Annotated in this window: 21 protein-coding genes; 12 read left to right on the forward strand and 9 right to left on the reverse strand. The window is 62.5% G+C overall.

Going from position 1 to position 20,174, the window contains the following annotated elements; translation table 11 throughout:
• Positions 1 to 144 precede the first annotated feature (144 nt).
• From BLJAPNOD_RS17375 to fabD, 3 genes are all read right to left on the reverse strand, one after another.
• Complete coding sequence (locus BLJAPNOD_RS17375; RefSeq protein WP_003531676.1) at positions 145 to 381, reverse strand: acyl carrier protein; 237 nt, start codon at positions 379 to 381, stop codon at positions 145 to 147.
• A gap of 336 nt (positions 382 to 717) precedes the next feature.
• Positions 718 to 1,455 carry a 3-oxoacyl-[acyl-carrier-protein] reductase gene (fabG, locus tag BLJAPNOD_RS17380; protein ID WP_077498685.1) on the reverse strand — a complete coding sequence of 246 codons (738 nt, stop codon included), beginning with the start codon at positions 1,453 to 1,455 and terminating at the stop codon, positions 718 to 720.
• 27 nt (positions 1,456 to 1,482) lie between these two features.
• A complete protein-coding gene (gene fabD / locus BLJAPNOD_RS17385; protein ID WP_115420617.1) occupies positions 1,483 to 2,427 on the reverse strand; it encodes an ACP S-malonyltransferase in 945 nt (314 codons plus the stop codon).
• A gap of 245 nt (positions 2,428 to 2,672) precedes the next feature.
• Between fabD and BLJAPNOD_RS17390 the strand changes: the two genes are divergently transcribed.
• The 6 genes from BLJAPNOD_RS17390 (at position 2,673) to rplI (ending at position 7,008) form a co-directional block, all read left to right on the forward strand.
• Positions 2,673 to 3,716 (forward strand): aldo/keto reductase, encoded by a 1,044-nt coding sequence (locus tag BLJAPNOD_RS17390; protein WP_115420618.1) that lies wholly within the window; start codon positions 2,673 to 2,675, stop codon positions 3,714 to 3,716.
• Between the two features lie 14 nt (positions 3,717 to 3,730).
• Positions 3,731 to 4,243: a ClbS/DfsB family four-helix bundle protein gene (locus tag BLJAPNOD_RS17395; RefSeq protein ID WP_115420619.1), complete on the forward strand. Its 513-nt coding sequence runs from the start codon at positions 3,731 to 3,733 to the stop codon at positions 4,241 to 4,243.
• A 283-nt stretch (positions 4,244 to 4,526) separates the two neighbouring features.
• A complete protein-coding gene (gene rpsF, locus BLJAPNOD_RS17405) occupies positions 4,527 to 4,973 on the forward strand; it encodes a 30S ribosomal protein S6 (RefSeq protein ID WP_025426449.1) in 447 nt (148 codons plus the stop codon).
• A 27-nt stretch (positions 4,974 to 5,000) separates the two neighbouring features.
• Positions 5,001 to 5,249, forward strand: coding sequence for a 30S ribosomal protein S18 (gene rpsR, locus BLJAPNOD_RS17410; RefSeq protein ID WP_025426448.1), 249 nt, complete (start codon positions 5,001 to 5,003; stop codon positions 5,247 to 5,249).
• Positions 5,250 to 5,444: 195 nt separating this feature from the next.
• Positions 5,445 to 6,398, forward strand: a complete 954-nt coding sequence (locus BLJAPNOD_RS17415) for a DUF2232 domain-containing protein (RefSeq protein ID WP_115420620.1) — start codon at positions 5,445 to 5,447, stop codon at positions 6,396 to 6,398.
• Between the two features lie 34 nt (positions 6,399 to 6,432).
• Complete coding sequence (gene rplI / locus BLJAPNOD_RS17420) at positions 6,433 to 7,008, forward strand: 50S ribosomal protein L9 (protein ID WP_077498695.1); 576 nt, start codon at positions 6,433 to 6,435, stop codon at positions 7,006 to 7,008.
• A 73-nt stretch (positions 7,009 to 7,081) separates the two neighbouring features.
• Here rplI and BLJAPNOD_RS17425 read toward each other — a convergent pair whose 3' ends face one another.
• The 3 genes from BLJAPNOD_RS17425 to BLJAPNOD_RS17435 form a co-directional block, all read right to left on the reverse strand.
• The gene (locus BLJAPNOD_RS17425) at positions 7,082 to 8,146 is read right to left on the reverse strand and encodes an HlyD family secretion protein (protein WP_115420621.1); all 1,065 of its coding nucleotides are present in this window, start codon (positions 8,144 to 8,146) and stop codon (positions 7,082 to 7,084) included.
• 18 nt (positions 8,147 to 8,164) lie between these two features.
• Entirely contained in the window at positions 8,165 to 9,733 is a 1,569-nt protein-coding gene (locus tag BLJAPNOD_RS17430; RefSeq protein WP_115421335.1) for an MFS transporter, read from the reverse strand.
• Positions 9,734 to 9,867: 134 nt separating this feature from the next.
• A complete protein-coding gene (locus BLJAPNOD_RS17435) occupies positions 9,868 to 10,311 on the reverse strand; it encodes a MarR family transcriptional regulator (protein ID WP_077498699.1) in 444 nt (147 codons plus the stop codon).
• A gap of 330 nt (positions 10,312 to 10,641) precedes the next feature.
• On the opposite strand from BLJAPNOD_RS17435, the gene BLJAPNOD_RS17440 reads away from it, so the two are divergent.
• Positions 10,642 to 12,144 (forward strand): replicative DNA helicase, encoded by a 1,503-nt coding sequence (locus BLJAPNOD_RS17440; RefSeq protein ID WP_115420622.1) that lies wholly within the window; start codon positions 10,642 to 10,644, stop codon positions 12,142 to 12,144.
• Between the two features lie 19 nt (positions 12,145 to 12,163).
• Here BLJAPNOD_RS17440 and BLJAPNOD_RS17445 read toward each other — a convergent pair whose 3' ends face one another.
• From BLJAPNOD_RS17445 to BLJAPNOD_RS17455, 3 genes are all read right to left on the reverse strand, one after another.
• Complete coding sequence (locus BLJAPNOD_RS17445) at positions 12,164 to 12,469, reverse strand: AzlD domain-containing protein (RefSeq protein ID WP_115420623.1); 306 nt, start codon at positions 12,467 to 12,469, stop codon at positions 12,164 to 12,166.
• Complete coding sequence (locus tag BLJAPNOD_RS17450) at positions 12,466 to 13,119, reverse strand: AzlC family ABC transporter permease (RefSeq protein ID WP_115420624.1); 654 nt, start codon at positions 13,117 to 13,119, stop codon at positions 12,466 to 12,468. Before BLJAPNOD_RS17450 ends, BLJAPNOD_RS17445 begins: the two co-directional genes overlap by 4 nt.
• Positions 13,120 to 13,242: 123 nt before the next feature.
• Complete coding sequence (locus BLJAPNOD_RS17455; protein ID WP_115420625.1) at positions 13,243 to 14,100, reverse strand: AraC family transcriptional regulator; 858 nt, start codon at positions 14,098 to 14,100, stop codon at positions 13,243 to 13,245.
• Positions 14,101 to 14,253: 153 nt separating this feature from the next.
• Here BLJAPNOD_RS17455 and alr point away from each other — a divergent pair, with 153 nt between their 5' ends.
• From alr to BLJAPNOD_RS17480, 5 genes are all read left to right on the forward strand, one after another.
• On the forward strand, positions 14,254 to 15,393 hold the full coding sequence (gene alr, locus BLJAPNOD_RS17460) for an alanine racemase (RefSeq protein WP_115420626.1): 1,140 nt from the start codon (positions 14,254 to 14,256) through the stop codon (positions 15,391 to 15,393).
• A 155-nt stretch (positions 15,394 to 15,548) separates the two neighbouring features.
• Positions 15,549 to 16,952 (forward strand): DNA repair protein RadA, encoded by a 1,404-nt coding sequence (gene radA / locus BLJAPNOD_RS17465; RefSeq protein ID WP_077498711.1) that lies wholly within the window; start codon positions 15,549 to 15,551, stop codon positions 16,950 to 16,952.
• A gap of 134 nt (positions 16,953 to 17,086) precedes the next feature.
• Positions 17,087 to 17,710 carry a CvpA family protein gene (locus tag BLJAPNOD_RS17470; RefSeq protein WP_077498713.1) on the forward strand — a complete coding sequence of 208 codons (624 nt, stop codon included), beginning with the start codon at positions 17,087 to 17,089 and terminating at the stop codon, positions 17,708 to 17,710.
• Between the two features lie 144 nt (positions 17,711 to 17,854).
• On the forward strand, positions 17,855 to 19,345 hold the full coding sequence (purF, locus tag BLJAPNOD_RS17475) for an amidophosphoribosyltransferase (RefSeq protein ID WP_077498715.1): 1,491 nt from the start codon (positions 17,855 to 17,857) through the stop codon (positions 19,343 to 19,345).
• 12 nt (positions 19,346 to 19,357) lie between these two features.
• A complete protein-coding gene (locus BLJAPNOD_RS17480) occupies positions 19,358 to 20,098 on the forward strand; it encodes an SDR family NAD(P)-dependent oxidoreductase (protein ID WP_115420627.1) in 741 nt (246 codons plus the stop codon).
• Positions 20,099 to 20,174: the final 76 nt, after the last annotated feature.

The following is a 20,174-nucleotide window of genomic DNA, read 5'->3' on the forward strand; positions in this document are numbered from 1 at the left end:
TTTAAGTTCTTGTAGCAACGATCAGAGGGAAATGCCGGACCGCATTGCTGATCGAGAACCCCGCGCTCAGCACGGGACAGCCCACTTCCCCTGGGCTGGCACGGGCCGCTGAACGCGGCCCGTCTACGGCTTAGCCGTGAAATATTAGGCCTGGGCCTTTTCGATGAACTTGACGGCGTCGCCGACAGTCAGGATCGAATCCGCGGCATCATCCGGGATTTCGACGCCGAATTCTTCTTCGAATGCCATGACCAGTTCGACGGTGTCGAGCGAGTCCGCGCCGAGGTCATCGATAAAGCTTGCGCCTTCGCTGACCTTTTCGGCGTCGACGCCAAGATGATCAATAACAATTTTCTTTACGCGTTCTGCGATATCGCTCATGTCGGAGTTCCTCGACCTTCGTTTCTCTGGGCGCCTTTCTGGCACCGGTACTCTCAATACGCCTGATAGACCAAGACGGTCCAACGGGCAATCCATCCAACCGGAACCGCGGCAAACCCAAGGCAGCCAAGGCTGCCGGACACCTGGCGGGGCCGGTCGACTGCTAACAGTCATGGCCCGATTAACACGGTTTAACTCTGCCGCAAAGTGCGAAAATGCCTGACAATCGCTTGCTCAACATTGAATTTCAGGCATTTGGCAGGGGAGATGCCGGAGCATTGCAGGCCAAGATCACACCCAATTGGCGTGCATGGCACACAGGCCCCGGACACCGCATCAGATCATTGCCATGCCACCATTGACGTGAATGGTCTGGCCGGTGACGTAACCTGCTTCGTTCGAAGCAAGATAAGCGACGGCAGACGCAATCTCGGCGCCGGTGCCCATGCGCCGCATCGGGATCGCTCCCATGATGGCGTCCTTCTGCTTGTCGTTCAGCTTGCCGGTCATGGCGCTTTCGATGAAGCCGGGCGCAACGCAGTTTACGGTGACGTTGCGGGTCGCGATTTCCTGGGCGAGCGACTTCGAAAAGCCGATCATGCCGGCCTTCGAGGCACAGTAGTTTGCCTGGCCGGGATTACCGGTGACGCCGACGATCGAGGTGATGTTGACGATGCGGCCGAAGCGGCGGCGCATCATCGGATGGGTGAGCTCGCGGGTCAGGCGGAACACGGCGGTCAGGTTGACCTCGAGCACATTGTCCCAGTCCTCGTCGCTCATGCGAACGAACAGGCCGTCCTTGGTGATGCCGGCATTGTTGACGAGGATGTCGACGCCGCCCAGCTCGGCCTCGGCCTTCTCGCCGAGCGCCTTGACTTCGGCGCGGTCAGACAGATTGGCCGGGAACAGCTGGACGCGCTCGCCGAGTTCGTTGGCAAGCGCCTCGAGCTTTTCGACGCGCGTGCCGTGAAGGCCGACAATGGCGCCCTGGGCGTGCAGCATGCGGGCGATTTCTTCGCCGATACCACCGGATGCACCGGTTACAAGAGCCTTACGGCCGGAAAGATCGAACATCGGATTGATTCCTTATAACTGGAGCACTCAGGCCAGAAGCGCCGAGAGCGCGGTGTCGATATCGGCAGGCGTGTTGACGGTAATGCCGGTGACGGACTTGTCGATCCGGCGGGCAAGTCCGGTGAGCACTTTGCCGGAACCCACTTCATAAAGTGTCGTGATGTTGTTGGCCGCGAACCATTCCACCGTCTCGCGCCAGCGAACCTGGCCCGTCACCTGCTCGACGAGGAGGCGCGCAATCTCGTCAGCGTCACTGACCGGAGCGGCCAGAACGTTGGCGATGACAGGCACCGACGGATCGTGCTTTTCGACCTTGGCAAGCGCCTCGCGCATCGCATCGGCCGCGGGCGCCATCAGGCTCGAATGGAAAGGAGCAGAAACCGGCAGCATCAGGGCGCGCTTGGCGCCTTTTTCCGACGCAAGTGCCGCAGCCTTTTCGACGGCCGCCTTCTCGCCGGAGATCACCAGCTGACCGCCACCATTGTCGTTGGCGATCTGGCAGGAGCCGAGCGCCGAGGCTTCGCGGCAGATGGCATCGACATCCGCATGCTCAAGACCGATGATCGCCGCCATCGCGCCCTTGCCGACGGGAACGGCCGCCTGCATGGCGTTGCCACGGATGCGCAAGAGACGCGCCGTGTCGGCGATCGAGAAAGACCCGGCCGCACAGAGCGCTGAGTATTCGCCGAGCGAATGGCCGGCGACGAACGAGACCTTGCTCTTCAGATCAAGGCCCTTGGCTTCCAGTACCCGGATCACCGCCATCGACACGGCCATCAGCGCCGGTTGGGCATTGGCCGTCAGCGTCAGCGTTTCCTCGGGGCCGTTCCACATGATCTCGGAAAGCTTCTCGCCGAGCGCTTCGTCAACCTCGGCAAAGACTGCCGCCGCTTCCGGAAACGCGTCCGCCAGATCCTTGCCCATACCGACAGCCTGGCTGCCCTGCCCCGGGAACGTGAATGCAATACTCATGGGATTTTCCCTTCCCTAGTTTTCCTCTCCATTCACATTCCTGAACGGTGAGTCAAGCGCGCAGGCCCGGCTTTGCGGGCTTCGGCCGGCCTTTTGCCCTTGATCTTCGCCAATCAAGGCGTAAGTTTGCCGCGCATCGCCGCCCTGCTCGACAGACCTCCCTGGGCTTGCGGCCCTCACCCATTTCTATCGCGGGCACCCCTACTCCCGGGTCGAGACCCGCCTTCCACAAGGACCATCACGCAATGCGTTACAACACGCTTGGCCGGACTGGCATCAAGGTTTCCGAAATCTGCCTGGGTACAATGACCTGGGGTTCGCAAAACTCGGAAGCAGAGGCGCACGAACAACTCGACTATGCGTTCGAGAACGGCGTGAACTTCATCGACACTGCCGAACTCTACCCGACGACGCCGCTTTCGGCCGAGACCTACGGCGATACGGAGCGCTTCATCGGCACGTGGCTGCAAAAGCGTGGCCGTCGCGATGACGTCGTCGTCGCCACCAAGGTCGCCGGCTCCGGCCGACCCTATATCCGCAACGGCGGCCCGATCACGCCGGAAGGCATCGGCGAGGCGGTCGACGCCAGCCTCAAGCGACTGGGGACCGATTATATCGATCTCTACCAGATCCACTGGCCGAACCGCGGTCACTACCATTTCCGCAATGCCTGGTCCTACGAGCCAGCCAAACAGAACAAGGCCCATGTGGCCGCCGACCTGAAGGCGATCCTCGAAAAGCTCGGCGACGTGGTGAAGGCAGGCAAGGTGCGGGCGATCGGCCTTTCGAACGACACCGCCTGGGGCACGATGAAGCTCATCGACATGGCGGAACGGCACGGCCTGCCGCGGGTCGCCTCGATCCAGAACGAATACAATCTTCTCTATAGAGCCTACGACCTGGATCTCGCGGAGCTTTCGCATCATGAAGATGTCGGGCTGCTGGCCTATTCGCCACTCGCCGCCGGCCTGTTGACCGGCAAGTATCTCGACGGCGTCCGGCCGACGGGGTCGCGCCTTGCCATCAACGGCGATCTCGGCGGCCGCTTCACGCCCCACCAGGAACCGGCCGTCGCCGGCTACGTGGCGCTGGCCCGCGAGCATGGGATCGACCCTTCGCAGCTGGCGATCGCCTTCTGCCTCTCCCGACCGTTCATGGCATCCGCCATCATCGGCGCGACCTCGATGGAACAGCTGAAGACGGATCTCGGCGCGGCCGGCATGACGCTCTCACAGGACGTCATGAACGGCATTCGCCGCCTGCACCGCCTCTACCCCATGCCGATCTGAGCACGAACCCGCACATGCCCGTGCCCCAGACAAAAGCGGAACTGCTTGATGCCATCGAGACGGAGTTCGCCAAGCTCCGGCGTGAACTCGATGGCATTCCGCCGGAGCGATTCGCGGAACCGTCGCTGGAGGGGCATGCCAAGGGCACGATGATGAGCGTGGGCGACCTCGTCGCCTACCTCACCGGTTGGGGCGAACTGGTGATCAAATGGATCGAACGGGGCGAGCAAGGTCTGCCGATCGATTTTCCGGAGACGGGATACAAGTGGAACGAACTCGGCCGGCTCGCGCAGAAATTCTATAATGACTACCGGGCGCTTTCGCCCGCCGAACGCCTATCGCGCCTCACAGCCAGCAAGGATAGATTGGTCGCGCTGATCGAGGCGCGCGATGATCAAGCGCTCTATGGTCAGGCGTGGTACGGGAAATGGCCACTCGGAAGGATGATCCAGTTCAACACGTCCTCCCCCTATGCCAATGCACGAGGCCGTTTGCGCGCTTGGAAGAAGACCGAGGGAGCCACCTGAAAGGCAAACAGAGGCGAAAAGACCGCGCAAGCCTTGCCTTTCGCTGAAATATGCGTATAAGCGCGCTGTTCGAAATGCCCGGTCTTCTGGCTGGTGGCTGAACGGAGGGCCGGCTTCCTCGAGGGGAGCCGTTAGGATTGCAAGTCTTTCCGGCCTCCCGTGTCTCCGCTCTCGACCGTCTCGATACAACACTTTCTTGCCGGCTGCCCGCAGCCACTAAGAACAGTCGTTGAGGCTTAGCCGCCGATGTCCGGGCTGATTAACGCAAGAAAGGTAAGCCACAATGGCTCTTTATGAACACGTATTCCTGGCCCGCCAGGACATCACGCCCCAGCAGGTCGACGGTCTCGTCGAGCAGTACAAGGGCGTACTCGAAGCAAACGGCGGCAAGGTCGGTCGCGTCGAGAACTGGGGCCTCAAGTCCCTCACCTACCGCATCAAGAAGAACCGCAAGGCTCACTACGTTCTCATGGACATCGACGCTCCGGCAGCGGCTGTTCACGAAATCGAACGTCAGATGCGCATCAACGAAGACGTCCTGCGCTACATGACGATCGCCGTCGAGAAGCACGAAGAAGGCCCGTCTGCCATGATGCAGAAGCGCGACCGCGACGACCGTCCGCGCCGCGATGGCGACCGTCCGGAGCGTGGCTTCGGCGACCGTGGTCCGCGTCCGGACCGTGGCGACCGCGAAGACCGCCCGCGTCGTCCGCGCGAAGACCGCGCGTAATCAAGAAGCTTTAGGAGATTAAAGACAATGGCTGAAGTTTCTTCCGCTCCGGTTCGTCGCCCGTTCCACCGCCGCCGCAAGACCTGCCCCTTCTCGGGTGCAAACGCTCCGCGGATCGACTACAAGGACATCCGTCTTCTGCAGCGCTACATTTCCGAGCGCGGCAAGATCGTTCCTTCCCGTATCACGGCCGTTTCCCAGAAGAAGCAGCGCGAACTCGCCCAGGCGATCAAGCGCGCCCGCTTCCTCGGCCTGCTGCCTTACGTCGTTTCGTAACAACGGCTGACCTTCCGTTGGTCGCCTGACTCAACGGAAACCGACTCTCGGGCAAGGCGCTCCCTTTACGTGACGCCTTGCCCTCTCCCTTCCGCGTTGGGCGCGGATCGGAACCCGCGTGTGGAAACACGTGAAAATCCCATGTTGGGGCTGAGCCTTGGCCATCCCCTAACTGCACGAAGCAGGACAGCGAACGTGAAGACCTTGAACAAGACATCGCTGCTGACCGGCGCTCTCGCCGGCGTTACCGCTGCCCTCCTGTCGATGGGCGCGAACACGCAGTCGTCGCTTGCGATCGTTCTCTATGCCGCTTCGGCACTCCCCATTCTCATTGCCGGCCTCGGTTGGGGCAATGCAGCTGCGATCACGGCCATCATCAGCGCCGGCGCGACCGCTGCCGCTCTGATCTCACCCTATTTCGCGCTGCTGATTCTCGTCGTGACGCTGATCCCGGCTGGCTGGCTCAGCCATCTCGCCAACCTGGCGCGCCCGGCAACCGAACTCGGCGGCCCTGATGGCGCGCTTGCGTGGTATCCGCTTTCCGACATTCTCAGCCACCTCGCCGGCCTGGTGACCGCCGGCATGATCATCGTCGGCTTCATCGTCGGATATGATTCCGGTGTATCGGACCGCATGGTCGACATCGTCATCGAGGCGGTGAAGGCACAAGAACCGCTCTACAACCCCGACGCTGCGGCAATTTCCCAGATCAAGTCGATCTTCACGCTGGCGCTGCCCCTCATCCAGGGCGCCGTCTGGGTCGTTATGCTGTTTACCGCCTATTACGTCGCCACCCGCATCGTGCAGATGTCGGGCAAGTCGCTGCGTCCGCGTGAAGACATTCCGTCGACGCTGCGCATGCATCGCAATGCGATCTTCATCTTTCTCGGCGGACTGGTCCTGACCTTTATGGGCGGCGCTCCGGCGACGATCGGTGCGCTCGTCTGCGGAACCTTCGGCGCGGGCTTCCTGCTTGCCGGCTTCGCATCATTCCATTTCCGCACGCGCGGCAAGTCCTGGCGGCTTCCCGTTCTGTGGATCGCATACCTGTCGGTGCTCGTGTTCACGATCCCGGCAATCTTCTTCCTCCTGACGGGACTGACCGATACGCGACGCACCATCGCGGTCACCCCGGTGGGAAAAAACTGACCTCACCAAACCTGAACTCTGAAAGGATAAGAACATGGAAGTCATTCTTCTCGAACGTATCGCCAAGCTCGGCCAGATGGGCGAAACCGTAAAGGTTCGCGACGGCTTCGCACGCAACTACCTGCTGCCGCTCGGCAAGGCACTGCGCGCCAACGCTGCCAACAAGACCCGCTTTGAAGCCGAGCGCTCGACGCTCGAAGCTCGTAACCTCGAGCGCAAGTCGGAAGCCCAGAAGGTTGCTGAAAAGCTCGAAGGTAAGTCCTTCATCATCGTCCGTTCGGCTGGCGAAACCGGCCAGCTCTACGGTTCGGTTGCTGCTCGCGACGTTATCGAAATCCTGGCTGCCGCCGGCTTCAACATCGGCCGCAACCAGGTCGACCTGAACCACCCGATCAAGTCGATCGGCCTGCACAACGTCACGCTGCACCTGCATTCGGAAGTCGAAATCGCAGTTGAAGTCAACGTTGCCCGTTCGGCAGAAGAAGCTGAGCGCCAGTCCAAGGGCGAAAGCCTGACCTCGGCCGACGCCATCTACGGCGTTGACGAAGACGCGCTGAAGCCGGAAGACTTCTTCAACCCGGAAGCCGACTTCGACGGCGAAGAAGAATAAGCCTTACTGGCCATTCTGATTGAGAGAGCCCGGATCCCAGGATCCGGGCTTTTTCTTTTACACCGCCGTGGCTTCAGCTATGGGCGAGCTCGGCCACGGGCGCGGCGTCCTTGTCGACGCGCACCACAACGGAAAGGCCGGGCGACAGCAGATCGGCAAGCGGCTGGCCGGGGTCAACCGCGATCCGCACACCAACGCGCTGGGCGACCTTGGTGAAATTGCCGGTGGCATTATCAGGGCGGATGATGCTGAACTCGGAGCCTGCGGCCGGAGAGAAACGCTCGATATGCCCGGTCAACGTGCTCTTTTGCAGTGCATCGACGGAAATGGTCACCGGCTGACCGGCCTTCATGCCATCGAGCTGCGTCTCCTTGAAATTCGCCAGCACCCACACGTCGTGCGGCACGACGAACAGCAGTTGCGAGCCGGGCGTTACGTATTGGCCGAGGCGTGCGCCGATCTCGCCGAGCTTGCCATCGCGGGGGGCGACGATGCGGGTGTTGCCCAGATCGATCCGCGCCAGTTCGACAGCGGCCTCGGCACCGGCAACGGCTGCCTGCAGGCCGGCGCGGGCGCCAAGCGTGGTGGCCAACGCCTGCCTCGAAACCTCCAGGCCGGCCTCCGCCTGGTTGACGGCTGCAATGGCTTGCTCAAACGCGGCTTTCGACTGGTCCGCATCGCTGCGTGTCGAAATGCCCTTTTCCGCCAGCGGCCGGATCCGGTCCCAGGACGCACTGGCCCTGTTGAATGCCGCCTTCGCGCTGTCCAGCTGCGCTTCACTTGCAGCAATGCTGGCCTTGGCGGACAGTTCCTGCTGACGTGAATTGGCAAGCGCTGCATTCTGCGCGGCAAGGGTCGCCTCAGCCTGAGCCACCTTCTGCACGTAGATGCGATCATCGATCTTGACGAGCAATTGCCCGGCCTTGACCTCCTCGTAGTCGTGCACCGGAACCTCGGCGACATAACCTGACAGCTGCGGGCTCATGATCGTCAGGTAGCCCCTGACATAGGCGTTTTCGGTCATCTCCACGGAGCTATGGAACGGCGGCAGCCGCCAGGCATAGAGCACCAGAGTCAGGCCCGAGAGGCCGGCGAGCAGCACGATAATCGTTGTGGGTGAACGCAGGAATTTCAACATGGTCGTCAACTCTGTTCGTCAAGACGTGAGCGCAGCTGCGGGAGGCACAAGGCGCCCCGCAATCCGCTTGTAAAGGATATGCGCCAGCAGGCCGGCCAAGGCGCAAAGCGCGATGATCGACGCCAGCAGGAAAGCATCGTTGTAGGCAAGAATGTTCGCCTCGCGGGTCACCTGCTGCCCGAGCAGCGCGATGCCCTCGCCGTTCAGCAGGGCCCTGTCGCCGATGACCCGGCCATAGGCTGCCGCCAGTTGGCTGATGCGCTGGGCGATGAGCGGGTTCTGCATCACGACCTGCTCGGCGAGTATGTTGGAGTGAAACTTCTCACGCAGCGTGATGAAGCTGCCAAAGGCGGCCGTGCCGATCAGGCCACCGATGCTCTGTGTGAAAAGGAAGATGACGATGAAGCTAAGAATGTAGCTCGGCCCCTTCATCAGCGCCGCCTTGAAGCCGCTGGCCATGGCGGGCGGCAGAAACAGGGCGGTTCCCGCGGCGATCATCCCCTGGCTGATATACATCTGCTCAGGCCGCGTCAGATTGGTCGCCTGGCTGTCGATATAGGCACCGGCTGCCAGCAGACCTAGCGCCAGGACATGCACGAACTCGGCATGGTCAGGATTCATCAGTGCCGCACACAGGAGCCCGCCGGCGATCGATGCGCCAAGAATGATCCAGTAGAGCATCGCGACCTGCTCGAACTGCAGCCCGAGCAATTGATAGAAGTTTGCCGCAATCGCCGATTGTTCGGAGGCGACCAAGCGAAAGACCAGCAGCACCGCGGTAAAATGCAGAATTTCCTTCGAGGCGAGCCAGCGAACGTCGATCAGCGGCAGCGCGCGATTGAGCTCGATCAGCACCACCGCCGTCAGAGCCACGATCGCGACGGCCAGAAGCACACCGAGCCACGGCGCCTCGAACCACCAGTAAAGCCGGCCCATGGTCAGCACGATGGCGATGCAGCCGAAGCCGAGGGCCACCAGGAGGTAGCTGAGGATATCCGTGCGCTGGATCACCTTGGCGTGCGGTACCGGCGTCAAAGGCAACAGGTAGATGATCGGCAGCGCCATCAGCGCCAGCGCCATCTCGAGCGTATAGAGCCCATGCCATTGGCCGTATTCGATCAGCGTCGGCGAAATCAACCGGGTGATCGGCGCCGAGATGGTCGTGCACGTCAGCGCCAGGGCGAGCCCGACCGTCAGCTTGCGCGCCGGCGGAAATGCCTCCAGCATGTAGAGGAAACCGAGCGTCGACATCGGTGCGGCCGCGATGCCGCTGATGAAGCGAACGACGATCGCCGATTGGAGATCGGAAACGAAAACGTTCATCAGCGAGACGATGACGAAGCCAACGATGCCGATCTCGGCGAACCGGCGCAGCCCGTATTGTGCGCGGATCTTAACGAGCGCGATCGAGAGCGAGACATTCGGCGCCATGTAGGCCGCCGAAAGCCAGGCAGCCTCGATCGAGGTTGCGGAAAGCGAGCCCTGAAGCTGGGTAAGATTGGCCAGCGCCAGATTCATGCCGAGGCCCTGGGTGAGGAACAACAGCGCCGAGCAGACCACGTAGGTCGCCGACCTGGCGACACTCATCTGCTGCGGTGCAGGCGCTGCGGCGGCGGCCGGCGCCTGCGGTGCGGGATCGCCTGCCGGCGCCCCTGCCTCGTCGTCGACAAGCGCAGTTCTGTTGTCGTTTGCTGCAGCGTTTGCGGCGGCACTCATCGACATCATTCCTTTGCCAGCGATTGCACGTTGTCGGCGATGGTGCGCACGACCTTCAGGACCGCGGCGACCTCTTCAATCTCGACGCCCTGCAGCACTTCCGCCCGGATCTCATCGGCGAGCTTCAGGATCTCGTCGGCGATGGCGCGACCATGCTCGGTCATGTGGATCTGCTTGGCCCTGCGGTCCGACGCCTCGACCCGGCGCTCGATGAACCCCTGTTTTTCCATGCCATCCAGCAGGCGCACGATCGTCGGGGTCTCGATATCCAGTTCGTCGGCCAGTTCCCGCTGGTTCAGGCCATCCTTCTTGGCCAGAGCAAACAGCGCCCTTGCCCGCGACAGGGTCAGACCACGCTCCTTCACCCGGGCATCGAAGACGGCCCGCAGTTTGCGATTGACCATCGACAAGGCGTCGAACAGTTCGCGATTGACGATGGGCTGATACATAGTACCTTTTCCATATTAGTAGCATGCTAACTATTTTAACCCTATCTAATCCATTCGGCGGTAATTTTCAAGATGGCGTTTTGAGAGGGGCGGCAAAGGGCGCTAGAATTAGCGTCGTCGCGGATTGCAGCGATTCGCTGCGTCAACGCCGTTTTTCATGCGGGCTTTATTTTTCTTGCTTTCGCGATGTTGGCCTGTGGATCAGTCGAACAACGGGCAAAGGCAACGGGTCGCAGCACATGGCCAGCGACTGTGGCACTGCTGCACTTGACCGGCAAAGACACAGACAGCAAACCGGGTGCACACCAGAAAAGGCAGAGACGAACGACCATGAACGACGCAGCGCGAAAGCTAGCCCCTATCGGCAAGGACCAATCGGACCAGCACTACCGCGAGGCGCCGAACAACCTTGAAGCCGAACAGGCGCTGCTCGGCGCGATCCTCGTCAACAACGATGCGTTCTACCGCGTCTCGGACTTCCTGAAGCCGGTCCACCTGTTCGAACCGCTGCACCGCCGCATCTACGAGGTCGCCGGCGACATCATCCGCATGGGCAAGACCGCCAACCCGGTGACGATCAAGACCTTCCTCAAGGCCGACGACAAAGTCGGCGATCTGACGGTCGCCCAGTATCTCGCCCGCCTTGCCGCCGGCGCCGTCTCGATCATCAACGCGGAAGACTATGGTCGTGCCATCTATGACCTGGCGCTGCGCCGTTCGCTGATCACCATCGGCGAAGACATGGTCAACATCGCCTTCGACGCACCGCTCGACATGCCGCCGCAAGGCCAGATCGAAGATGCGGAGCGGCGGCTGTTCGAGCTTGCCGAAACCGGCCGTTACGACGGCGGCTTCCAGTCCTTCAACGACGCGGTCGCGCTTGCCATCGACATGGCCGGCCAGGCCTTCGAACGCGACGGCAGCCTCTCGGGTATTTCCACCGGCATCCTGTCGCTCGACGCCCGCATGGGCGGCCTGCAGCGATCGGACTTGATCGTGCTTGCCGGACGTCCGGGCATGGGCAAGACCTCGCTTGCCACCAACATCGCCTACAACATTGCCGCCGCCTACGATCCGGAGGTTCAGGCGGACGGTTCGTTCAAGGCCAAGAACGGCGGCGTCGTCGGCTTCTACTCACTCGAAATGTCGTCGGAACAGCTGGCAACCCGTATCATTTCCGAGCAGACCGAAGTTTCCTCCTCGAAGATCCGCCGCGGCGACATTTCCGAAGCCGACTTCGAAAAGCTCGTCGCCTGCTCGCAGATGATGCAGAAAGTGCCGCTGTTCATCGACCAGACCGGTGGTATCTCGATTGCCCAGCTCTCCGCCCGCGCGCGCCGCCTCAAGCGCCAGCGCGGCCTCGATTGCCTGGTGGTCGACTATATCCAGCTCATGACCGGCTCGGGCAAGTCGAGCGACAACCGCGTGCAGGAAATCACCCAGATCACCACCGGCCTGAAGGCGCTCGGCAAGGAGTTGAACGTGCCGATCATCGCGCTGTCGCAGCTCTCCCGTCAGGTGGAAAGCCGCGAAGACAAGCGCCCCCAGCTCTCCGACCTTCGTGAATCGGGCTCGATCGAGCAGGACGCCGACGTCGTGCTCTTCGTGTTCCGTGAGGAATACTACGTGAAGAACCTCGAACCCCGCGACGAGTTCGATCCGAAGTACGACGAGTGGAAGATGAAGATGGAGCAGGTGAAGGGCACGGCCGACGTGATCATCGCCAAGCAGCGTCACGGACCGACCGGTACCGTCAAGCTCGCCTTCCAGTCGGAATTCACCCGCTTTACCGATCTGGCCGATCCGTCGTTCACCCAGTACGAAGAACACTGAGAAAAGTCTTGGGGGCGTTCTACGCCCCCAACGCCATTCTGAGGATGGCCACGGTCACGACACCGGCCGCGACGGCGGCAAGCAAAGGCAGGCGCATGGCGACCAGAGCCGTGACCACCGTGGCGATCGTTTCCGCCGGACCTGTGACCAGTGCCGTAGGCGCGATCACCGCCATCAACACGGCCGGCGGGATCGCCTCAAGTGCGCGCCTCTGCGTGTCCCCGATCGTCACGAACCGAATGAGCACCAGCCCACCGATGCGGGTGGCGACTGTGGCGATTGCCATCGCGATGATGGCCAGAAGCGTGTGTGGATCGACCGTCATGCGCGTGCCTCCTGACGACGGCCTGTGAGAAGTGCGACGGCGACCCCGGCGGCAGCACCGGCAGCGATGTACCAGACGCCGGGAAGGAGCTGATGCGTCAGCACCGCAGCAGCCGCACTGGCGGCCAGCACCGCCCCGGTCTCGCGCCCCTTCCAGAAACTCATCACCAGCACGATGAAGACCGCGGGAAATGCGAAATCAAGCCCTGTCACCTTGGGATCGCCGAGGAAAGCGCCCAGCAACGCGCCGGCAAGGCTCGCCGTTACCCAGACGATGTGGAAGGGAACGGCCAGCCCCGCGAACCAGGCCGGCGTCAGCCTGCCCTCTTTGGCCCGCATCTCCGCCATCGCCCATATCTCGTCGGCAAGCAGAAGCATTGCGGCGTATTTCGCCGGGCCTGAGAACCCTTGCAACTTGGCGCCGAGCGACGCGCTCATCAGCACATGCCGGACATTGACCAGCAGGGCGGAAAAGGCCAGTGCTGCCCAGGAGGCCGGATGCGTCCAGATATCCATGGCAACGAATTGCGAGCCGCCGGCAAAAACCAGCGCACTCATCAACGTCACCTCCGCCCCCGAAAGCCCCTTGCCGGCGGCAACCGCGCCGAACACCAGCCCGATCGGCATGACCGCCACGATGAGCGGTGCCATCGCCATGGCTCCGGCCCTAAAGTCTGTAAGGAATCGCGTATCACTCAATGCCCGTGTCTCCCGGTCGATAATGATCGAAACACACCTAATCGTCGTTTGGCGGGGCGTATTGAACGAAAGTGATCAACCGGTGCGGAAGGCACCGGGCGTCACACCGGTTCGAGCCTTGAAGTGCCTGGTAAAATGCGCCTGATCGGCAAAGCCGCATTGATAGGCGGTATCGACCGCCGACCAGCCGTGCCGCAGCAGTGTCTTTGCTGCTCGCACCCTCTTGTCGGTGAGGAAGGCATGCGGCGTGATGTGAAACTGCCGCCGAAAAGCCCGGATCAGATGGGCGCGGCTAAGTCCTGCGACCTTGGCCAGCTCCTCGAGGCCGATATCCTCGGCGTAGTTCTCGCTCAGATAGTCGCGCGCCCGCTGGACCGCAGACTGTTCCTTCGTCTCGACCGGCACGATGATCGAGCTGCCGTGCCGCTCGAACATCGTGGCAAGCACGCCGAACATGCGTTCCTCGGCTTCGAGGGTGCCGGTCGCGTGCTCAAGCGCCTTGTGCGCGTGATAGAAGGATTGCGCCAGATCCGGGTCGCGCAGCATACGCCTTGAGAATGACGGCGTTCCCCGGAACGCCCGCCCGGTGACGTCTTCCAGGATATTCACCAGCAGTTCCGTGCTCGGATAGACCATGCGATAGCGGTAGCCGCTCCCGCCCGGGTGACCGTCGTGGATCTCGTCGGGATTGATGAGGTAGAAATCGCCAGGCCCCGCTTGCGATCGTTCACCCCTGATCTTGCTGATCTGCGATCCGGCTTCGATCGCGCCGATGCTGAATGTGTCGTGCGCGTGTGGCGCGAACTCGTGCGTGATGAAGGTCGCGGTCAGACATTCCATGCCATCGAAGCGGGGGTCCCGCCAGAATCGGGTCCGCTCCGCGCCTTCCAGCGGCATGGTATCAAGAGCTTGTTCCTGCGAAATCGTGTGCATGGGGCGATCCTAGCGTCCGCAACGACAAGCGTCTTGCACAAAAGTGCTCTTCACGCATCCCTCACAACCGACTGCGGCAATGCGACAGGACGGCATTTGCGGGCAAGCGTGGTTGACTGTATTGCTTTTTGATCGTTCACGCAGAGTGCCAGCATGCTCAGTTCAGAATTTCTCTCCGCCTCCAACCGGCTCACAATCGATCTCAACGCATTGGCAGACAATTGGCGCTCGATGAATGCCCGCTCGGGCAAGGCACGTGCCGCCGCGGTGTTGAAGGCCGATGCTTACGGGCTCGGCATCGATGAGGCCGCACCTGCGCTTTACGCCGCCGGCGCCCGCGATTTCTTCGTCGCCAATGCGGAGGAAGGCGCCGACCTGCGGCCGCTCGTGCCTGAAGCCCGGATCTACATTCTGGCCGGCATGTGGCCCGGTAACGAGCCGCTGTTCTTCGACAACGATCTGGTGCCGGTGATCAATTCGGAGGAGCAACTAGCCGTTTTCATGTCTGCCCTTTCTGAGCGTGGCGACCATCCTTGCGTGCTGCATATCGACACCGGCATGAACCGGCTGGGGCTGTCGGTCGAAGAGGCCGTTGCTCTTGCCAACGACCCGGCGCGCCCTGCGAGCTTTTCCCCCGTCCTGATCATGAGCCATCTTGCCTGTGCCGACGACCCCGGCAACCCGCTCAACGAGTACCAGCTCCGACGCTTCCGCCAAGCCACCGCCGCATTCGAAGGCGTTGATGCGAGCCTTGCCAACTCCGGCGGCGTGTTTTTGGGCCGCGACTATCACTTCGACCTGACGCGCCCGGGCATTGCTGTCTATGGCGGCGAAGCGGTCAATGACGTCGCCAATCCGATGAAGCCGGTGGTGACGGCCGAAGCCCGGATCATCCAGGTGCGCACCATCGCCTCCGGCGGCCACGCGAGCTACGGCGCGTCCGCCCGCTTCAACCGCGACAGCCGCATCGCGACCGTTGCTGTCGGTTATGCCGACGGCTATCACCGATCCGTCTCGGGCGGTGGCGTGACCCTCAGGCAAGCGACGCCTTCGGGCGCGTTTGGCTTCCTGCACGGCCAGAAGGTGCCGCATGTCGGCCGGGTGACGATGGACCTCAGCCTCTTCGACGTGACCGACCTCCCGGAAAACGCGGTGCGCGCCGGCGATTACATAGAGCTCTTCGGCCGGCATATCGCACTGGATGATGTCGCGCGCTCCGGCGGCACCATCGGCTATGAGATGCTGACGAGCCTCGGCCACCGCTACGAACGTCACTATGTCGGCGTGGTCTGAGACGGCTTTCGCACTCACTTTACAGTCCGTCGCCGAAAATCACCTTTTGTTCCGCGTTTCGCGGCATTATGTGAAGGCAAAAGTGATTCTCCGTTCACCGGCCGCATCGCCATTGGCGATGCGCTGAAGTCTCCGCACTGTGAAAGTCGTTTCCGATGGCGAAAGCCCGCACCCAATTCGTCTGCCAGAACTGCGGCACCATCCATACCCGCTGGGCCGGCAAGTGCGAGGGCTGCGGCGAATGGAACACGATCATCGAGGATGACCCGACTGCCGGCATCGGCGGCGGCCCTTCGCGTGCGCCGAAGAAGGGGCGCCCCGTCGCGCTGACCACTCTATCCGGTGAAATCGAGGACGCGCCGCGCATCCAGACCGGTATATCCGAACTTGACCGCGCCACCGGCGGCGGCTTCGTTCGTGGCTCGGCCCTGCTCATCGGCGGCGATCCCGGCATCGGCAAATCGACGGTGCTGATGCAGGCGGCTGCCGCCCTTGCCCGACAGAAGCACCGCGTCATTTACGTCTCCGGTGAAGAGGCCGTCGCCCAGGTACGCCTGCGCGCGCAGCGGCTGGGTGCCGCCGACAGCGACGTGCTGCTCGCAGCCGAAACCAACGTCGAGGATATCCTAGCCACGCTCTCCGAAGGCAAGCGACCCGATCTCGTCATCATAGACTCGATCCAGACGCTCTGGAGCGACATCGTCGATTCGGCCCCCGGCACGGTCACCCAGGTGCGCACCGGCGTGCAGGCGATGATCCGCTTTGCCAAGCAGACGGGGACCGCCGTCGTGCTCGTCGGCCACGTCACCAAGGAAGGCCAGATCGCCGGCCCGCGCGTGGTCGAGCACATGGTTGATGCCGTGCTCTACTTTGAAGGTGATCGCGGCCACCACTACCGCATCCTCAGAACGGTAAAGAACCGCTTCGGACCGACGGACGAGATCGGCGTCTTCGAAATGTCGGACAAGGGGCTGCGCGAGGTCGCCAACCCATCGGAACTGTTCCTCGGCGAGCGCAACGAGAAATCGCCGGGTGCCGCCGTCTTTGCCGGCATGGAGGGCACGCGGCCTATCCTGGTCGAAGTGCAAGCACTGGTGGCACCGACCTCGCTCGGCACGCCGCGTCGCGCCATAGTCGGTTGGGACTCGGCGCGTCTCTCCATGATCCTTGCCGTGCTTGAAGCCCATTGCGGCGTCAGGCTCGGCCAGCACGACGTCTACCTGAACATCGCCGGCGGCTACCGGATTTCCGAGCCTGCCGCCGATCTGGCTGTGGCTTCCGCACTGGTTTCGTCGCTTGCCGGGCTTGCCCTTCCGGCTGATTGCGTCTATTTCGGCGAAGTCAGCTTGTCGGGCGCCATCCGGCCGGTTGCGCATACCGCTCAACGCCTCAAGGAAGCCGAGAAACTCGGGTTCTCGCAGGCTGTTCTGCCGGCTGCCTCGACCGAATTGCCGAAAAACGGCAATGGCCGGTGGAGCGAGCTGGAAAGCCTGCCGGATCTGGTGGCGCGCATCGCGGGATCGCGAAACGCCCTGAGGCCGGTGGAGGACGCAGATTGAAGGTGCGGGTGCTGCAAGCGGCTCCACGAGGCGGTTTCTGAGCAGGCTCACGATAATGCCCTGGATATCAGGCAGGGCCGACGGCGGATAGGCTTGAGGAGACCCGGACGAACCGGGTTCGGAGTAAGGACAAAATGCCCATTACAATTCTCGACGGTATCGTTCTCGGCGTCGCGCTGTTTTCTGCAATCCTGGCCATGGTCCGAGGCTTCTCGCGCGAAGTCCTGTCGGTTGCCAGCTGGGTGGGTGCTGCGGCGGCAGCCTACTTCCTCTACCCGCACCTCCTGCCCTATGCCAAGCAGTACACCAGCAGCGACACGGTCGCGCTGATCGGCTCGGCGGCGGTGATCTTTCTGGTTGCGCTCATCATCATTTCCTTCATCACCATGCGGATTGCCGATTTCATCATCGACAGCCGCATAGGCGCGCTTGACCGCACGCTCGGCTTTCTCTTCGGGGCCGCACGCGGCATCCTGCTCGTGGTCGTCGCCATGCTGTTCTTCAACTGGCTGGTCGCTCCGCAGCAACAGCCGGGCTGGGTGACGCAGGCGAAGTCCAAGCCGCTGCTCGACAATCTCGGCAACAAGCTGATCGCACTTCTGCCGGAAGAAGCCGACGCCACCATCCTCGACCGCCTGCGCGGCAAGGACACGACTGGCGAAGGCGAAGGCGAGACCCCGGCCGGCACGCCCGGTCAGGCACCGTCGGGTTCGCCCGACCAGGCGCCGGTTGACGACGCCCCGGCCACCAACGGCTGAGACATGGAAAAACTGCCGACAAAGCCCGCTGCGCGGGCTTTGTCCTTTTGGGAATAACGCTTGTGTCCGTTTTCAGCTAATATCGCTTGAAGACGGCGGGCCTGATCACGATATGCGCACCGGCACGGAGCAAAGGCGACTGTGATGACCGATCTGAGATCCAAGGAAATCCATGACGAAATCGATGGCGATACCCTGCACGAAGAGTGCGGCGTGTTCGGCATCCTGGGGCATCCGGATGCCGCGGCGCTGACGGCGCTCGGCCTGCACGCGCTCCAGCATCGCGGCCAGGAGGCCGCCGGTATCGTCACCTTCGACGGCAAGCAGTTCTGCACCGAAAAGCGCATGGGCCTCGTCGGCGATCACTACACCGACCCCGCGACCCTCGCCAAGCTCCCGGGCTTCATGTCCATCGGCCACACGCGCTACTCGACAACTGGCGAAGTGGCGCTGCGCAACGTCCAGCCGCTGTTTGCCGAGCTGCATGAAGGCGGCATCGCGATCGCCCATAACGGCAACTTCACCAACGGCCTGACGCTGCGCCGCCAGATCATCTCGGATGGCGCCATCTGTCAGTCGACATCGGATACCGAAGTCGTCCTTCACCTCATCGCCCGCTCGAAGCACGCCTCGACCACCGACCGCTTCGCCGATGCGATCGCACAGGTCGAAGGCGGCTACTCGATGCTGGCACTGACCCGCACCAAGCTTATTGCCGCCCGTGACCCGCACGGCATCCGCCCGCTCGTCATGGGCGAACTCGACGGCAAGCCGATCTTCTGTTCGGAAACCTGCGCACTCGATATCATCGGCGCCAAGTTCGTGCGCGACGTCGAGAATGGCGAGATCATCATCTGCGAGATCCAGCCCGACGGCACGATCTCGATCGATGCCCGCAAGCCGGTCGCCCCGCAGCCGGAGCGGCTCTGCCTGTTCGAATACGTCTACTTCGCTCGCCCGGATTCGGTCGTCGGCGGCCGCAACGTCTATGTCGCGCGCAAGAACATGGGCCAGAACCTGGCCAAGGAAGCGCCCGTCGAAGCCGACGTCGTCGTGCCGGTTCCCGATGGCGGCACGCCCGCTGCGATCGGCTACGCGCAGCAGAGCGGCATTCCCTTCGAGCTCGGCATCATCCGCAACCATTACGTCGGCCGGACCTTCATCGAGCCGACGCAGCAGATCCGCGCCTTCGGCGTCAAGCTGAAGCACTCGGCCAACCGTGCGATGATCGAGGGAAAGCGCGTCGTGCTCGTCGACGATTCGATCGTGCGCGGCACCACCTCGGTCAAGATCGTGCAGATGATCCGCGATGCCGGCGCACGCGAAGTGCATGTGCGCGTTGCCAGCCCGATGATCTTCCATCCCGATTTCTACGGCATCGACACGCCGGACCGCGACAAGCTGCTCGCCAACCAGCATGCGGACCTTGACTCCATGTGCCGCTTCATCGGTGCGGATTCGCTCGAATTCCTGTCGATAGACGGCCTTTACGAGGCTGTCGGCGGCGTCAAGCGCGATCCCAAGGCGCCGCAGTTCACCGATCACTATTTCACCGGGGACTATCCGACCCGCCTTCTCGACCAGGAAGGCGCCAGCAATGTCCGCAAACTCTCGGTTCTCGCCAGCAACGGATAATCAGACAATAAAATGACGATCAATTTGAAAGACCGGGTCGCCGTCGTCACCGGCGCATCGCGCGGTATCGGCTATTTTACGGCCCTTGAACTCGCCAAGGCTGGCGCCCATGTCGTCGCCTGCGCCCGCACCGTCGGTGGCCTCGAAGAACTGGACGACGCCATCAAGGCGGCCGGCGGCTCGGCAACGCTCGTTCCTTTCGATCTCGCCGACATGGCTGCGATCGACAAGCTCGGCGGCGCGATCAACGAGCGCTGGGGCAAGCTCGACATCATGGTCGCCAACGCCGGCGTGCTCGGTACCATCTCGCCGATCGGGCATGTCGAAGCCAAGGTGTTTGACAAGGTGATGACCATCAACGTTAATGCCACCTGGCGCCTGATCCGCACGCTCGAGCCTTTGCTGATCAAGTCGGATGCCGGACGCGCGCTCATTCTCTCCTCCAGCGCTGCCCACAAGTGCAAGCCGTTCTGGGGGCCCTACTCCGCCTCCAAGGCTGCCGTCGAGGCGCTGGCCCGCACCTGGGCCGGCGAGACGCAGCGCCTGCCGCTGCGCATCCTCAGCGTCGACCCGGGTGCCACCCGCACCGCCATGCGCGCCCAGGCGATGCCCGGCGAAGACCCTGAAACCGTGCCACATCCGTCCGAGATTGCAGCGAAGCTTCTGCCGCTGGTGGGCCCGGACCAGACCGAGACCGGCAAGCTCTACATCGTTCGCGAAAACAAGATCGTCGACTACCGCCTGCCGGAGTGACGGTCAGCACAAGCCCGGAATCAAGAAGGCCACCGTGTTTCCACGGTGGCCTTTGTTTTTGCGCTGTCGGTTAGAG

This window comes from Ensifer sp. M14 (assembly GCF_003355565.1).
GTDB lineage: Bacteria > Pseudomonadota > Alphaproteobacteria > Rhizobiales > Rhizobiaceae > Ensifer.

What these genes read in the sequence shown, in the direction of transcription:
- BLJAPNOD_RS17430 (WP_115421335.1), bottom strand. Translation starts at nt 9,733, where the DNA reads ATGAGTGTCGCCAGGTCGGCGACCTACGTGGTCTGCTCGGCGCTGTTG.
- BLJAPNOD_RS17480 (WP_115420627.1), top strand. Translation starts at nt 19,358, where the DNA reads ATGACGATCAATTTGAAAGACCGGGTCGCCGTCGTCACCGGCGCATCG.
- purF (WP_077498715.1), top strand. Translation starts at nt 17,855, where the DNA reads ATGACCGATCTGAGATCCAAGGAAATCCATGACGAAATCGATGGCGAT.
- BLJAPNOD_RS17450 (WP_115420624.1), bottom strand. Translation starts at nt 13,119, where the DNA reads ATGGCACCGCTCATCGTGGCGGTCATGCCGATCGGGCTGGTGTTCGGC.
- BLJAPNOD_RS17470 (WP_077498713.1), top strand. Translation starts at nt 17,087, where the DNA reads ATGCCCATTACAATTCTCGACGGTATCGTTCTCGGCGTCGCGCTGTTT.
- rpsR (WP_025426448.1), top strand. Translation starts at nt 5,001, where the DNA reads ATGGCTGAAGTTTCTTCCGCTCCGGTTCGTCGCCCGTTCCACCGCCGC.
- BLJAPNOD_RS17455 (WP_115420625.1), bottom strand. Translation starts at nt 14,100, where the DNA reads ATGCACACGATTTCGCAGGAACAAGCTCTTGATACCATGCCGCTGGAA.
- BLJAPNOD_RS17375 (WP_003531676.1), bottom strand. Translation starts at nt 381, where the DNA reads ATGAGCGATATCGCAGAACGCGTAAAGAAAATTGTTATTGATCATCTT.
- BLJAPNOD_RS17445 (WP_115420623.1), bottom strand. Translation starts at nt 12,469, where the DNA reads ATGACGGTCGATCCACACACGCTTCTGGCCATCATCGCGATGGCAATC.
- fabD (WP_115420617.1), bottom strand. Translation starts at nt 2,427, where the DNA reads ATGAGTATTGCATTCACGTTCCCGGGGCAGGGCAGCCAGGCTGTCGGT.
- BLJAPNOD_RS17435 (WP_077498699.1), bottom strand. Translation starts at nt 10,311, where the DNA reads ATGTATCAGCCCATCGTCAATCGCGAACTGTTCGACGCCTTGTCGATG.
- rplI (WP_077498695.1), top strand. Translation starts at nt 6,433, where the DNA reads ATGGAAGTCATTCTTCTCGAACGTATCGCCAAGCTCGGCCAGATGGGC.
- rpsF (WP_025426449.1), top strand. Translation starts at nt 4,527, where the DNA reads ATGGCTCTTTATGAACACGTATTCCTGGCCCGCCAGGACATCACGCCC.
- BLJAPNOD_RS17395 (WP_115420619.1), top strand. Translation starts at nt 3,731, where the DNA reads ATGCCCGTGCCCCAGACAAAAGCGGAACTGCTTGATGCCATCGAGACG.
- BLJAPNOD_RS17440 (WP_115420622.1), top strand. Translation starts at nt 10,642, where the DNA reads ATGAACGACGCAGCGCGAAAGCTAGCCCCTATCGGCAAGGACCAATCG.
- radA (WP_077498711.1), top strand. Translation starts at nt 15,549, where the DNA reads ATGGCGAAAGCCCGCACCCAATTCGTCTGCCAGAACTGCGGCACCATC.
- fabG (WP_077498685.1), bottom strand. Translation starts at nt 1,455, where the DNA reads ATGTTCGATCTTTCCGGCCGTAAGGCTCTTGTAACCGGTGCATCCGGT.
- BLJAPNOD_RS17390 (WP_115420618.1), top strand. Translation starts at nt 2,673, where the DNA reads ATGCGTTACAACACGCTTGGCCGGACTGGCATCAAGGTTTCCGAAATC.
- BLJAPNOD_RS17425 (WP_115420621.1), bottom strand. Translation starts at nt 8,146, where the DNA reads ATGTTGAAATTCCTGCGTTCACCCACAACGATTATCGTGCTGCTCGCC.
- alr (WP_115420626.1), top strand. Translation starts at nt 14,254, where the DNA reads ATGCTCAGTTCAGAATTTCTCTCCGCCTCCAACCGGCTCACAATCGAT.